General features: G+C 69.6%; 10 protein-coding genes. All 10 read left to right on the top strand.

The genetic code is table 11. The annotated features are described in order from the left end of the window. Nucleotides 1-49: 49 nt before the first annotated feature. The 10 genes from ENE75_RS05800 (at nt 50) to ENE75_RS05845 (ending at nt 13,814) form a co-directional block, all read left to right on the top strand. Entirely contained in the window at nt 50-3,661 is a 3,612-nt protein-coding gene (locus tag ENE75_RS05800; RefSeq protein WP_128196482.1) for a beta strand repeat-containing protein, read from the top strand. A gap of 26 nt (nt 3,662-3,687) precedes the next feature. Further along, nucleotides 3,688-4,512, top strand: a complete 825-nt coding sequence (locus ENE75_RS05805; RefSeq protein ID WP_128196485.1) for a sulfatase-like hydrolase/transferase — start codon at nt 3,688-3,690, stop codon at nt 4,510-4,512. Between the two features lie 2 nt (nt 4,513-4,514). Continuing rightward, a complete protein-coding gene (locus ENE75_RS05810) occupies nt 4,515-5,426 on the top strand; it encodes a sulfotransferase family protein (protein WP_128196487.1) in 912 nt (303 codons plus the stop codon). Further along, the gene (locus tag ENE75_RS05815) at nt 5,419-5,820 is read left to right on the top strand and encodes a hypothetical protein (RefSeq protein ID WP_128196489.1); all 402 of its coding nucleotides are present in this window, start codon (nt 5,419-5,421) and stop codon (nt 5,818-5,820) included. The genes ENE75_RS05810 and ENE75_RS05815 overlap by 8 nt, the downstream gene beginning before the upstream one ends. Further along, nucleotides 5,820-7,310, top strand: coding sequence for an efflux transporter outer membrane subunit (locus ENE75_RS05820; RefSeq protein ID WP_128196492.1), 1,491 nt, complete (start codon nt 5,820-5,822; stop codon nt 7,308-7,310). The genes ENE75_RS05815 and ENE75_RS05820 overlap by 1 nt, the downstream gene beginning before the upstream one ends. Beyond that, nucleotides 7,307-9,754, top strand: a complete 2,448-nt coding sequence (locus ENE75_RS05825) for an HlyD family secretion protein (protein ID WP_128196495.1) — start codon at nt 7,307-7,309, stop codon at nt 9,752-9,754. The genes ENE75_RS05820 and ENE75_RS05825 overlap by 4 nt, the downstream gene beginning before the upstream one ends. 22 nt (nt 9,755-9,776) lie before the next feature. Next, nucleotides 9,777-10,679, top strand: a complete 903-nt coding sequence (locus tag ENE75_RS05830; protein WP_128196497.1) for a class I SAM-dependent methyltransferase — start codon at nt 9,777-9,779, stop codon at nt 10,677-10,679. Nucleotides 10,680-10,714: 35 nt separating this feature from the next. After that, nucleotides 10,715-11,020 (top strand): acyl carrier protein, encoded by a 306-nt coding sequence (locus ENE75_RS05835; RefSeq protein ID WP_128196499.1) that lies wholly within the window; start codon nt 10,715-10,717, stop codon nt 11,018-11,020. Between the two features lie 34 nt (nt 11,021-11,054). Then, complete coding sequence (locus ENE75_RS05840; protein WP_158288863.1) at nt 11,055-12,659, top strand: SDR family oxidoreductase; 1,605 nt, start codon at nt 11,055-11,057, stop codon at nt 12,657-12,659. A gap of 144 nt (nt 12,660-12,803) precedes the next feature. Then, nucleotides 12,804-13,814: a hypothetical protein gene (locus ENE75_RS05845; RefSeq protein WP_128196502.1), complete on the top strand. Its 1,011-nt coding sequence runs from the start codon at nt 12,804-12,806 to the stop codon at nt 13,812-13,814. Nucleotides 13,815-13,908: the final 94 nt, after the last annotated feature.

Consider the following 13,908-nt stretch of genomic DNA (forward strand, 5'->3'; position numbering starts at 1 on the left):
GGCAGCTACCATCCTCCGATTCGCTTTCCTTCGTCGCCTGAACTGCTCCATGCGCTGTCCTGACCGTCTGAGACGTGCGACCCTGGTCGCCACCGCTGCTGTCCTGACGGCGATCGTGGGATGCGGCAGCGGCAGTGGCCGATCCGGCACCGACCTGCAGGTCTCGGGTACCGGCCCGGTGGCCACCGTGGCTGGCGGCAGCGAAGTCGTCTTCGAGATGCAGGTGAAGAACGCTGGCGAATACGCGGCCGAGGACGTCGCCATCACCAACGAGGCCGGCGGCCAGCTGTCGCTGATGGGCATCACCTGCACCGCCGAAGGTGGCGCCGTCTGCCCTGAGGCTCCGAGCATCGCGATGCGCGTGCCCAGCCTGAAGGCCGGCGGCACACTGCGCTTCACGGTGACCACCCTGGCCAACCCATCGGCGCGCGGCACGCTGTTCAACCGCATGGCCGCCAGCTTCGCCTACGAGACCGACAGCGCCGACAACGTGGCCACGGTCACGGCCACCGCGTACAGCCCAAGCAGCGACCTCGTCGTCATCGGCAGTGGGCCTGCCGGCACCGTCACCGGCGGCGACACTGTCGCGTTCGACATGTCGGTGCGCAACGAGGGGCCGGACGACGCCACCGGCGTGCGTGTGCTCAACGAGGGCGGTTCCGGGCTGGTGGTGCAGGGCATCGCCTGCACGGCCAGCGGTGGCGCCACCTGTCCGGCCGTGCCTGGTGCGCTGATGGACGTCGGAACGCTGCCGGCCGGGGGCTCCCTCGACTTCGTGGTCACGGCCACCGTGGCCGCCAGCCTCAACGGCATCGTCACCAACACGCTGCAGGTCAGTGCCGACGCCGACAGCGACCGCCTCGACAACAGCTTCACGGCGCAGGCCACCGTGGTCACGCCGCGTTCGGGCGTGTTCGTCACCGGCGTCGGTCCGGCCGGCACCGTAGCCGGTGGCGGCGTGGCCACGTTCGTGATGACCGTCGGCAATGCCGGCCCCGATGCGTCGGGCACGGTGAACATCGTCGACACGGTCGGGGCGCGTCTGACCCTGACCGCCGTGCGCTGCAACGCAACGGCCGGGGCCACCTGTCCGGCAACGCTGGGTCCGGTGATGTCGGTGCCGACGTTGCCGGCCGGCGCCGCGCTGCAGTTCGAGGTCGATGCCGTCGTCGACGCTGGCACGACCGGACTGCTGACCAACGCCATGTCCGCCACCGCGGCGAACGATGCCGACCGCACCGACAACACCGCCACCGCGGTGGCCACGGCCAGCACGCCGCGGGCCGTGCTGACGCTCAGTGGCACTGGTCCGGCCGATTCGGTGGCCGGCGGTGGCCTGGCCAGCTTCGACATGAAGGTGGTCAACACCGGCCCAGACCCCGCCACAGGCCTGCGCCTGCGCCAGACCCCCAGCGGCAACCTCAGCCTGCTGGCCGTGCGCTGCAGCGCCGCCGGAGGTGCCGTCTGCCCCGGCAGCGTGGGGGTGGTCACCGAAGTGCCGTCGCTGCCGGTGGGCGGGCAGCTCACGCTGGGTGTCGACACGCGCGTCGACGCCGGTGCCAACGGCGCCATCACCAACACCCTGCTGGTCACCGGCGACAACGTCTTTGCAGGCAGCGGCAACAGCGTGATCGCCGTCGGCACCGCCGTGTCAGCGGTCAGCGGGCTGACGGTGACCGGCAGCGCGCCCGCGTCTGCCGTGCCCGCGGGCAGTGCCGCCAGCTTCCGGATGGCGGTCGTCAACGATGGTCCGGACGCAGCGGGCGCGGTGCGACTGACCAACGCCGTCGGCGGCAACCTGACCCTGACCGACGTGCGCTGCGTCGACGCGGCAGGCGGAGCCACCTGTCCTGCCGTGCCGGGTGCGCTGATGGACCTCACGGCGTTGCCGGTGGGGGCGAGCGTGACCTTCGACGTCACCGCCACGGTCGCCGCCGGCACCCAGGGCGCCATCGTCAATACCTTGACGGCGACCACCACCGCCGGTGGCGCCACACAACAGGCCAGTGGCGTCGCCGTGGGCAGTGCGTATGCGGCCAACGTCACCGTGACGGGCAGCGGCCCGGCCGGCTCGCTGGTTGGCGGCGCGAGCGGCGAGTTCCTGATGGAGATCGCCAACGCGGGGCCCGGCACTGCCCTGGGTGTCGATGTCGAACAGGTCCTGTCCGCCGGCCTGTCGGCGGCTGGCACCATCAGCTGCGTGCAGGCCGTGGGCGCCACCTGTCCCACGATCGACGGCGCCAGCTTCAACGTGCCCTCGCTGCCCGCCAACGGTCGGCTGCGCCTGCGGGTGCCTTTCACCGTGGACGCGGGCACCAATGGCACGGTCTCCGGCACGATGACGACCCGTACGGCCGGCGATCCGAGGCCGGGCGACGACAGTGCCACGGTAGGCTTTCTCGCCGTCAGCACCGACTTGTCGGTGAGCCAGGTGGCCGCACCCGCCCTGCGCGCCGGCGAGACCGCCAGCTTCACGGCCGTGGTGGCCAACCCGGGCACACAGGCCGTGGGGCCGGTGGGCATCACGCAGGCAATCGGTGGTGCCGCTGCCTCCGGCCTGGTGGCCAGCGTCACCTGCACGCCCTCGGTGGCCGCCACCTGCCCGGCGATCGGGCCGTCGATGACCGTGGCCAGCCTGCCAGCCCGCAGCACGCTGAGCTTTGTCGTCACCGTGCTCACCGACGCGGGCACCCGCGGCGCCTTGACCAACACCTTCTCGCTCACCGCCGACGGCGACCCGGACCTGGCGAACAACACGGCCGCGACCACGGTCACGGTCGGCGACCCCCGCAATGGCGCCTACAAGGCCGTGGCCACGGATGGCAATGTCTACGACCTGAGCATCGACTTCGACGCGGGCCAGTACACGATGGCCGGGGCCGGCGCGGCACAGGCCTTCGGTGCCCCGGTGGGCAGTGAGTACACCGTTGGTGGCGCGATCCGCTTCCGCGTGGCCGAGGATCTGCTGGTCGGGGCGCACGATTTCGGCGCCGGTGCCACGCCGTACGTCGCGGTGCGCAACCTGGTCACGACGCTGGCCGAGGCTGCCGGCACCTACTTCATCGCCATTCGTGACCTGCCGGCCGGCGGCAGCCCGGCCACGCGCGCGACGGCGGCCATCATCAGCGGCAATCAGATGGCGGTGTGCAGCCAGGCAGCCACCGTGCTGCGCGTGCCCGGCCCGGGATGTCCGTCGGCGCTGGCGGCGGATTACACGCTGGCCGTGTCCAACGGCGTGTTCACTGCGACGCCCACCGGCGGTGGGAGCAGCTTCCGCTTCTTCGTGGCCCGCAGCGGTGGGTCGACGGTACTCGTCGGCGCCACCGGCAGCGGTGCCGGCGGGGCCCAGATGCGCATCGGTCTGCCTTCGCGCAACACCCTGATCGGCGGCACCCTGGGCGGCGCCAGCACCAGCGGCGCATGGCTGCCGACGCTGACGATCACGCCCAGCAGCTACCTCGTCACCGACGCCGGCACCGAGAACGACAGCGCCACCATCGGCACCACCGACCCGGCGGTCCAGAACCTGCGCAGCGGGCCGCTGGCCAGCGGCAACGGTCGCATCTGGGTCATGCAGGCGGCGCCGCTGGCAGTGACCTTCGGCAACCCTGACGCCACCGGCGCGGCCGCCGGCCGCCTTCAGATCGTCCTGCCGCCCTGAACGCGCCTCATCGCGCGGAGCCCTGCATGGAACTCAACCACATCGTCTTCATCGTCATGGACAGCTGTCGGCACGACAGCTTCGTCGCCGCACGCACGCCGAACATCGATCGCCTGGGGGTGGCCGAGAAGCGCTACAGCTACGCGTCGTGGACGGCACCGTCGCACCATGCCTTCGTGATGGGCCTGATGCCGCACCGCAGTCCGAAGGACGTGTTCGCCTCCGAGGTCTACAAGGACGAGTACGTGCAGTGGAAGGCGCGCACCGGTTGCGACACCATTGAGTTCAAGGCCTTCCTGCCTGACCTGTCGCTGCCCAAGGTGCTGCGCAACCTGGGCTATCGCACGGTGGCCAAGGTGTCGATGCCGGTGCTCAACAAGAACACGCTGATCAGCCGCGACTTCGACGACTACAAGCTGATGAAGTCGCACAACGACTTCGCGAAGATGATCGACGAGATGGAGTTCCCCGACGAACCCCACTACTACTTCCTGAACCTGGGCGAGACGCACTACCCGTACATGCTCGACGGTTCCAAGCTGCCGCGCATCTCCGGCGTGCACGGCGCGCTCAAGGCGATGGACGAGACCGAGGTCGCGACCAGTGCCTCACAGGGCTTCGACGCGGGCCAGATGGAGATGCTGCGCCAGCAGCAGATCAAGTGCGTCGAATACGTCGACGGCCAGATCGGCCGGCTGATGGACCTGACGCCGCCGAACACGCACTTCATCGTCACCGCCGACCACGGCGAACTGTTCGGCGAGGAGGGCTACTTCGGCCACGGGCCCATCATGCACGAGAAGTGCTTCGAGGTGCCGTTCGTCGAGGGACGGGTCGGGGGGCAGCGCTGACGATGGCGCCCCCGCTGTTCCTGCTGGCGCCGCCGAGGTCCTACACCTCGCTGGTGAATGCCATGCTCGGCCAGCACCCGCAGATGTACGGGCTGCCGGAGCTGTGCCTGTTCAACGTCGACGTGCTGCTCGACCTCTGGAAGGGAACGACCGGCGAGATCTCGGAGAACGGCTCGATGGTGCGCCACGGCTTGATGCGGGCCGTGGCCGAGCTCTGGGGCGGCGAGCAGCGCGTGAACACGGTCAACATGGCCTTCTCCTGGGCGTCGGCCCGCGAGCTGATGGACACCGGTGACGTCTACCGCGAGATCGTCGACAGGATCCACCCGCTGGTGGCGGTGGAGAAGAGCCCGTCCTACACCATGTCGGTCAAGCGCATGCAGGCCATGCACCGGGCGTTCCCGGACGCGCGCTTCCTGCACCTGGTGCGCCACCCGGTGGCGCAGTGCAAGTCGCTGATGGCGATCAACGACGGCGCCTTCTGCCTGAAGATCGAAGCCTTCGAGCTGACCGAGGACTACGCGATGATCGAGCCGCAGATCGCCTGGCACGACATCAACGTCAACATCCTCAACTTCCTGCGCGAGGTGCCAGCCGAGCGCCAGCTGCGCATGCGCGGCGAGGACATCATGGCGGACCCGCAGACCAAGCTCGCGGAGATCGCGCGCTGGGCCGGGCTGCGCGACGACGACGACGCGGTGCTGGAGATGATGCACCCGGAGCGTTCGCCCTATGCCTGCTTCGGCCCGGTCAACGCGATGTTCGGCAACGACCCGAACTTCCTGGCCGGCCCGACCTTCCGCCCGCACAAGCCCAAGGTGCCCCGCCTGGACCAGCCGGTGCCGTGGCGCAGCGACGGCCGCGGCCTGTACCCCGAAGTGGTGGCCATGGCCCAGGAGTTCGGTTATGCCTGACCAGCCCGAGCGCCAACGGCTGTCGCCGGCGGCGGAGAACCCGGAGACCGGCCGCCCCGACGCCGCCACGCTGAACGAGCACCAGCAGGCGCTGCGGCGCGCGATGATGGACGCCTTCAGTGCCAAGAAGGCGCGCCGCTTCATCGAGCGCCACGTCAACCACATCAACATCAACCGCGACCTGGCCGAGGGGATCAAGTTCCTGTTCGACGAGAAGGGCCGGCCGCCGGAGAACATGCCGCTCGAGGACATCATCGACGAGCGTCGCAAGCTGGAGTACCAGCTCAAGTGGTTCGAGGGCATCGTGCTCGAGCTGAACAACCGTCTCGTGAAGGTGCGCGAGATGGAGGACTACGCGCTGGAGATGCTCTCCCGTGCGGCGCCGGAGGACTGATGCGGCACGGCGGTTCTCCTCGACTCGGTCTGGCGGTCGCCACGCTGGCGCTCGCATTGGCGGCCTGCACGACCGGACCCGACTACCAGCGGCCCGACGTGCCGCTGCCGGCCGCCTGGCGCGGCAACGCCGGTGACGACGCCGGCCTCGTCAACGCGCGCTGGTGGCAGGGCTTTGGCGACCCGGCGCTGGAGGCCCTGATCGACGAAGCCATCGACGCCAACCAGGACCTGGCCGTCGCCGCGGCGCGCATCGAGCAGTACGCGGCGCGGCTGGGTGCCAGCGAGTCGGCACGCTACCCGACGGTGGGCTACGCCATTGGCGGGACGCGCGAACTGCGCAGCCAGGAGCGCCCCAACGGATTGCGCCCCGGTCAGAGCCCCACGCTGTCGAATTTCGAACTCGGCGGCAACGTCAGCTGGGAACTCGATCTCTGGGGTCGCGTGCGTCGGTCCAATGAAGCAGCGCGGGCTGAGCTGCTGGCTTCACAGGAGGCTCGCCGCGGCGTCATGCTGACGGTCGTGGCCGACGTCGCAGCCGGTTACCTGAAGCTGCTCGAGATCGACCAGCGTCTGGCGCTGGTGGAGGACAAGCTGGCACTGCGCAGGAAGGCACTGGCGCTGATGGACGAGAAGCGAAAGGGCGGTTCCGCCACGCGGCTGGACGTGGCGCGTCTGCAGTCCGCGGTCGAGGAGCAGGCCGCGGCGCTGCCGGAGATCCGGCGCGAGATGGCGGTGGCCGAGCACACGCTGGCGCAGCTGCTGGGTCGGCCGCCCGGCGCCATCGTCCGTCGGTCGATCGATGCGTTGACGTTGCCCAGCCTGCCCGCGGGCGTACCGGCAGACGTGCTCGTGCGCCGGCCCGACGTGGCTGCAGCCGAACAGGCGCTGGTGGCGGCCAACGCCCGCATCGGCGTGGCCAAGACGGCGTACTTCCCGACGCTGTCCCTGCTGGGCGCGATCGGTCTGGCGGCCGACGACCTGCAATGGCTGTTCGCCGAGACGGCGCGTACGGCCAGCCTCGGCGCTGCGCTGGCCGGCACGGTGTTCGACGGCGGCCGCACCGCCGCGAACGTGCGCGAGTCCGAGGCCGTGCGCGCCGAGGCGCAGGCGCAGTTCGTCAAGTTGGTGCAGACTGCGTTGCTGGAGGTGGAGAACGCCCTGGCCACGCGCGTGCTGGCCGACGAGCGCGAGGCGGTTGGCGACCGCCGCGTGCGCGCGCTCGCCGACGTGCGCGACCTTACGCGGGCGCGGCTGGAGGGCGGCCAGGCGCAACGTATCGAACTGTTCAACGCCGAGATCGACCTCCGCGACGCCGAGATCGCCCGCCTGGAGTACCGCCGTGACCGCCTGCTGGCCATGGTGGGCGTCTACAAGGCCATGGGCGGTGGCTGGATGCGTGAAGAAGAACAGCGCCGCGACGCGGCCACCCCGGAACGGCAGGCGCGTGCGCTCGTGCCTGCCGACAGCACCGAACAGGCGCCGAAATGAGCGAAAACACCAAGAAGATCGTCCTGCCGGGCTACCTGGTCCGCCGGCTGGAGGCGTTTCGCGTCGTCAAGGGCGACAGCACCAGTTACCTGCTGCGCGACAAGGTCAAGGGCCGCACCTACGACTTCGACGCGTGGCAGTTCTACCTGCTGGAGATCCTGCCCGGCCTGGAGCAGTTCGACAAGATCCAGGCCGCCTTCGTCGACCGCTTCGACCGCGAACTGACGCGGGCGCAGTTCGACGAGTTCATCGCGTCGGTGGTGGACCAGAAGCTCTTCGTCGAGGAGGCTGGCGAGCACGCGCTGATCAAGCGCTTCATGCGCAAGACCTTCGAGGTCCAGGACGGCAAGGCCGTGCCTCGCCCGGCGATCGAGAGCGCGGCGCCGGCGGCGCCCGCTGCGGCACCAGTGGCCCCAGCGGCGGCGGCCGCCGCTGCGCCTGCGGCCGACGCCGAACTGCCCGCCGGCGTGCAGGACGCCCTGGGCCTGGACTTCCGCAGCACCGAGGGCATGCTCGGCCTGTTCGACCCGCGCCCGCTGTTCCGTCTGCTGCTGCCCCTGCTGCGGCCGCTGCGCCACGCCGTGTACGTGGTGCCGCTGCTGGTGCTCGCGGCGATCATGCTTCTGTCGAGTTACTGGCATCTGCTGACCGAGGACTTGCAGCGCCTGCACCTGGACTTCACGCTCTTCCAGTATCTGGTCTTCGTGTTCCTGACGGTGCGCTTCTTCACGACGATGACCTCCGGGCTCATCGGGCAGCACTACCATCTGGCGCCGGAGAAGGTCGGGCTGACGCTGGCCTTCGGCTTCATCCCGCGCTGGACGCTCAAGATGGTCGGCGCCGAGCGGCTGACGCGCAACCAGACGATGTGGCTGCACGGCGGCAACCTGCTCGTGCGTTTGGCGCTGTTCTCCGTCGGTGTGCTGACTTGGTTCAACGCCCGCGACAACAACTTCATGATGTCGCAGTTCGGGCTGCTGCTGGCACTCGGCAGCTTTGCCGGTCTGGTGCTGGAGTCCGGCAACCCACTGGTCAAGTCGCACGGCTACTACCTGCTGTCGGCCTTCCTGAACGAGCCGCACCTGCGGGGCAAGGCGTATGCCGCGCTGCTCAACAAGTGGAAGGGCGGCGTCTACCGCGCATCCGACAGCACGCTGCTGGCCATCTACGCGCTGCTGACCTCCACCTACGTGGTGCTGGTCATCCTGCTGCTGGCGCGCATGCTGGGTCGCTTCGTCTTCGGCGAGGTCGAGATCGGCGGCTCGGCGGTGCTGATCGTCACAGGCTTCGTGCTCTGGGCGCTCTACCGCAACTATGTGTCGCTGAAGAAGTTCGGCGAAACCTACGAGCGCCAGCTGCAGTTCGACCGCTGGCGCAGCCGCACCGTGCCGTTGAAGGACGAGGCCGGCGAGGTCGAGCGCACGAAGACCCGCTACTGGCCCACCGCGGTGATCGTGGCGCTCGTGGTCGCGCTGTTCCTGCCCTACCCGTACGAGCCGGGCGGCAACGTGCTGATCTACCCGGCCCGCAAGCAGATCGTCACCGTCGACGAGGGCGGCCTGGTGTCGGAGGTCTTCTATGCCGGTGGCGAGACGCTGAAGTCCGGCACGCTGATCGCGCGCGTGGTCAACGCCGACTACGCAGCGCAGATCAACGTGCTGACCGCGCGCATCGCCGAGCAGGCGGCCGTGGTGCAGAACCTGCGCTCGCTGCCGAAGAAGGAAGAGGTGCGGCTGGCCGAGGAGCGCTTGGCGCTGGCCCAGGTGCAGGCCCGCTTCAGCGCCGAGCGCGAGCAGCGGCTCAAGCCCCTGGTCGCCATCGAGGCCGTCTCGCGCGAGGAGTACGAGGCGGCCCTGCGCGAAGCGATGGCCGACCGCCAGCAGATCCTTCAGCGCGAGGCCGAGTTGGCACTGGTGAAGGTGCCGGTCACGCCATCGCAGATCGCTGCCGCCGAGGCGCGGCTGTCCAGCCTGGTCGAGGAGCGCGCCACCTACGAAGCCCGGGTCCAGCGTTCCGACCTGCGCATGCCCTTCGATGGCAACGTGCTGACGTTGAACCTGAAGAACAAGACCGGCACCTTCCTGCAGAAGGGTGAGACCTTCGCCACGGTGGAGGACAGCAGCACGGTAACGGCCGAGATCGAGATCCAGGAAGGCGACATTGGCTACGTCAACGTTGGCGACGAGGTGCGCATCCGCGCCGTGTCCTTTGCCGTCGACCGCGAGTTCCACGGCAAGGTGGCGCTGATCGACCGCAACGTGACGCCCAAGCCCACCGGCAACGTGATCAAGGTGCAGGCCACCATCGAGAACCACGACGGCCTGCTGCGCACCGGCATGGCCGGCCGCGCCAAGGTGCTGGGTGCGTCGATGCCCGTGTGGCGGGCGTTCACGCTGGCGCTCACCCGCTTCTTCCAGGTCCAGGTCTGGTCGTGGATCCCCTGAACGTGCCGCATTGGAGCTGACCATGTCCGAGACCGTCGACACCACCTACACGCGCTTCGCGGCCGACCAGGCCTACGTGCAGGCCAACAATGCCTTCGTGGCGCGGTTGCCGATCCAGGGCTGCATGCGCATCCTCGACCTGTGCTGCGGGACTGGCGCCGTCGGGCAGATCATGCTGGCCAGCGCCACCGGCGCGAGCTACGTCGGCATCGACCTCGACCCGGTGCAGATCGGGCTGGCCGAAGCCAACTACCGCGGCCTGGGCTACACCGTGCGCCGCATTGCGGACCCCGCCTCGGCGCTGCCGTTTCCGGACGGGCGCACGGTGGGCCTGATCGTCGGCTCGGCCACCGAGCTTGGCTTTCCCGATGCCACGTTCGACGCGGTGAACATCTCCAACGCCATCCATCTGATCGGCGACAAGGACGGCCTGCTCGCGTCCATCTCCCGCGTGCTGCAGCCCGGCGGCGTCTACAGCTTCAGTTCCGGCTTCTACGCCGGCTGCTGGCCGCCGGTGACCCAGCAGGTCTACTACGAGTGGCTGAAGGCCGCCACCGCCTGGATTGCCGAACAAAGCGCCGAACGCGTCGCCCGCGGCGAACCACCGATCAAGCGCCAGCGCGGCAAGTCGCAGCTGTCGGCGGTGGCCTACGGCAACCGCTGGCTGACGCCCGATGAATGGCGCGCCACGCTCGCCAGCCACGGCTTCGAGGTGCGCGACCTGGCCGAACGCCCGGTGATGTTCGACCACGATTCGCTGGCCAAGGTGGGCTCGTATTCCGGCCTGGCCGAAGCCCAGCTCAGCGGCTACCCGACCGAGATCGCGGCGCAGGCGCTGGAGGTCACCGCCCGCGCCGCGCTCGACACCGCGGGTGTCGACGCCGTGCAGCACAACTGGATCGAAGTCGTCGCCGTCAAGCGCTGAGCCTCACCACCGTCTTTGATTGCCTGGAGTTCTCCATGTCCGACACCCCCGCCACCCCGCTGAGCCGCGACCAGATCGAGGCCGACCTGTGCACCATCCTGACCGACATGACCACGGACTGGGATCTGGAGTACGACGAGCCGATCAACGGCGAGACCCGGCTGATGGCCGACCTGGCGTTCGAGTCGATCGACGTCGTGCAGCTGGTGGTGGCCATCGAAGGCCACTTCAAGAAACGCCAGATGCATTTCGAGCACCTGCTGATGGTCGATGGCCGCTACGTGCAGGAACTGCAGGTCAAGCAAATCTCCGAGTTCCTCGAGAAGGCGCTCGCCGCCTGAACCAGGCCCCCAGGACCGCAACGCCGCGACCGCGATGGCGCTGAGGAGCCTGCGCGACCTCGTCACCATCGTCACCGGCGCCAGCAGCGGGCTGGGTCGGGCCACGGCGGTGGCGTTGGCGCGCGACGGCGCGTCGCTGGTGCTCGTCGGTCGTGATGCGGCGCGGCTGAACGACACCGTGGCGCAGACCGCCGCGGTGGCGCCGCCGGGGGCCGCCGAACCTCTGGTGCTGGCGCTCGACGTGCGTGACGAGGCCCAGATGCAGCAGATGGCCGAGGCGACGCTGGCCCGCCATGGCCGCATCGACGCCCTGGTCCACTCGGCCGGGGTGCTGCGCGCCGCCGGCGCCGGCATGAACACCGTGGCCGCCATGTCGCTGCCCGAGTGGGACGAGGTGCTGGACATCAACCTGCGCGGCACCTTCCTGGCCAACCGTGCCGTGCTGCCGGCGATGCTGGCCGCTGGCCGCGGCGACATCCTGAACCTGGGCTCGCGGTCCAGCCGCATCGGGCTGGCCTACGACGCGCCGTATTGCGCCAGCAAGTTCGGTGTCGTCGGCTTCACCGAGGCGCTGGCCGACGAGGCGCGGCATCGCGGCGTGCGTGTGCAGGCGCTGCTGCCCGGCAAGTTCGCCACCGAGGTGCTGTCGCAGATTGGCCTGCCGCAGCCGGGCGACATCCCCCCGGGCGAACGGGTGGCCGATGCCATCCGCTGGATGCTGCGCCTGCCCGACGACTGCCGGCTGCTGTCGCCCCTGATCGAACCCCTGCAGTCCGCCGGCGGCGCCGGCTGGAACGCCACCCCTGTCCACCGTCACCGCAAGGAGTCCACCATGCCTTCACCGTTCACCAGCGCCGCCGAAGACCTGCGTGGCAAGGTCGTGCTCATCACCGGCGGCACCGGCGGCATCGGCCTGGCCACCGCGCAGGCGGTCGCGGCGCTCGGCGCAGCCGTCGTGGTCGCCGATCTCGATGCCGGCCGTGTCGCCGAGGTGGCCGACGAGGTGGCCCGGCACGGGGCCGAGGCCGGCTGCCCTGGTGCGCTGGGCGTGGCGATCGACGTGCGCCAGGAAGCGGACCATGCCCGCATGGTGCAGGCCACGCTGGAGCGCTTCGGCCGCATCGACGCGCTGATCTGCTGCGCCGGCATCCTGCGACTGCGCGGGACGCCGCCCAAGCTGCTCGTCGACACCACCACGGAGGAGTTCGACGACGTGGTGGGCATCAACCTCAAGGGCACCTTCCTGGCCAACCGCGCCGTGCTGCCGACGATGGTGGCGCAGCGTGGTGGGCTGATCGTCAACATCTCCTCGGTGCAGGGCCTGCAGGGCCGCGCGTACGACAGCGTCTACTGTGCGTCCAAGTTCGGCGTCATCGGCTTTTCGCAGGCGGTGGCCGACGAGGTCAAGAGCTACGGCGTCAAGGTGCAGGCGCTGATGCCGGCGGCGATCGCGACCCCGATGTGGGAGCAGAACAAGCCGGCACCGATGCCCGGCGACGCCATCCCGCCCGAGCGCGTGGCCGATCTGATCGTCTTCATGCTGCTTCAGCCCGAGGACACGATGATCGTGGGCCCGGTGATCGCGCCGGTGGGGGCGCGGCGGCGGCGCGGCGGCAAACCTGCCGCGGAAGCCGGCTGAGCGCCATGGCAGGGCGGGCTGGGTGAGCGGTTCCCGAGACAGCTTGTTTCGCCTTGTTGTCGCTGGCGGTCGTCCGGGCAGGGGATTCATCCGTTGAAGGGTGATGAGGACCACGACCTCGCACTTGCCGTGGAGAATGGAACCATGACGCCCAACGGCTCCAAGCTTCTGACCTTGCTGGCCGCCACCCTCGCGCTTGGTGCCTGTGGCGGGGGAGGCAGCACCGCTTCGGTCCCGGACGACGGCATCACGCTGGCTGATCGGGTCAGCGCCGCGACGGCGACGGTCGGAACGAACCCCCGCTGCAGTGTGTCCACGCTGGGCGCCTACTACTGGGAGATCGGCGACGCCAGCGGTGCCCTGGCGTCCGGCCGGGTCGGGCTCAGCCCGCCGGGCGCAGGCACGGCGATGCGGGTGTACTCGGCGTCGAAGTGGCTGTATGCGGCCAGCGTGCTGCAGCGCCATGCCGACTTCACCGACGATGTGAAGTACCTGAACTTCACCAGCGGCTACACCCAATTCGGCAATGCGCCGGTGTGTGTCGGTGACACGGTCGACGAATGCCTGATCGGCCGCGACGGCTTCGACGCCGCCGCCGACGGGCGCTTCGCCTACGACAGCGGCCACATGCAGGTCCACGCCGCCGAGGTCATGGGCTTCGGCGGCTACGACAACGGCGACCTGGCCGCCGAGTTGAACACCACGCTGGGCAACCTGGGGTTCTCGTACTGGGTGCAGCAGCCGGCGGCCGGCGTGCTGGCCACGCCATCGGCCTACGGCGCCTTCCTGCGCCGGCTGCTCGACGGCACCCTGCGCCTGGGGGGACAACTCGGCGCGCACAAGGTGTGCGCCCAGTCCACCGCGTCGGGCTGCAACGCCGCCTACACCCCTGACAGCATCGGCACCGAGCGCTGGAACTACGCCCTAGGGCACTGGGTCGAGGATGACCCGGCCATCGGCGACCATGCCTTCAGCAGCGCGGGCGGTGGTGGCTTCTACCCGTGGATCGATGCCGGCCGCACCTTCTACGGCATCCTGGCCCGCGAAACCGCGACCGAGGCGGCCGCCGGCTACCACTCCGCCGAGTGCGGGCGCCTGGTACGCCAGGCCTGGTTGACCGGGCAGGTGGTGACGGCCACGACGCCCACGCCCTGAGGATCGAAGCGCCACCCATGCATCTGGGGGATGGAAATCCGACCGTTCCATGCGCGTTCATCGGTGCTGGGGGTGTGCAGACCGCGCGGAGCGT

The sequence above is a fragment of the Rubrivivax albus genome (assembly GCF_004016515.1).
GTDB lineage: Bacteria > Pseudomonadota > Gammaproteobacteria > Burkholderiales > Burkholderiaceae_C > Rubrivivax > Rubrivivax albus.

Coding starts and splice junctions, on each gene's coding strand:
- ENE75_RS05845 (WP_128196502.1), top strand. CDS start 12,804: ATGACGCCCAACGGCTCCAAGCTTCTGACCTTGCTGGCCGCCACCCTC.
- ENE75_RS05810 (WP_128196487.1), top strand. CDS start 4,515: ATGGCGCCCCCGCTGTTCCTGCTGGCGCCGCCGAGGTCCTACACCTCG.
- ENE75_RS05800 (WP_128196482.1), top strand. CDS start 50: ATGCGCTGTCCTGACCGTCTGAGACGTGCGACCCTGGTCGCCACCGCT.
- ENE75_RS05840 (WP_158288863.1), top strand. CDS start 11,055: ATGGCGCTGAGGAGCCTGCGCGACCTCGTCACCATCGTCACCGGCGCC.
- ENE75_RS05805 (WP_128196485.1), top strand. CDS start 3,688: ATGGAACTCAACCACATCGTCTTCATCGTCATGGACAGCTGTCGGCAC.
- ENE75_RS05820 (WP_128196492.1), top strand. CDS start 5,820: ATGCGGCACGGCGGTTCTCCTCGACTCGGTCTGGCGGTCGCCACGCTG.
- ENE75_RS05815 (WP_128196489.1), top strand. CDS start 5,419: ATGCCTGACCAGCCCGAGCGCCAACGGCTGTCGCCGGCGGCGGAGAAC.
- ENE75_RS05835 (WP_128196499.1), top strand. CDS start 10,715: ATGTCCGACACCCCCGCCACCCCGCTGAGCCGCGACCAGATCGAGGCC.
- ENE75_RS05825 (WP_128196495.1), top strand. CDS start 7,307: ATGAGCGAAAACACCAAGAAGATCGTCCTGCCGGGCTACCTGGTCCGC.
- ENE75_RS05830 (WP_128196497.1), top strand. CDS start 9,777: ATGTCCGAGACCGTCGACACCACCTACACGCGCTTCGCGGCCGACCAG.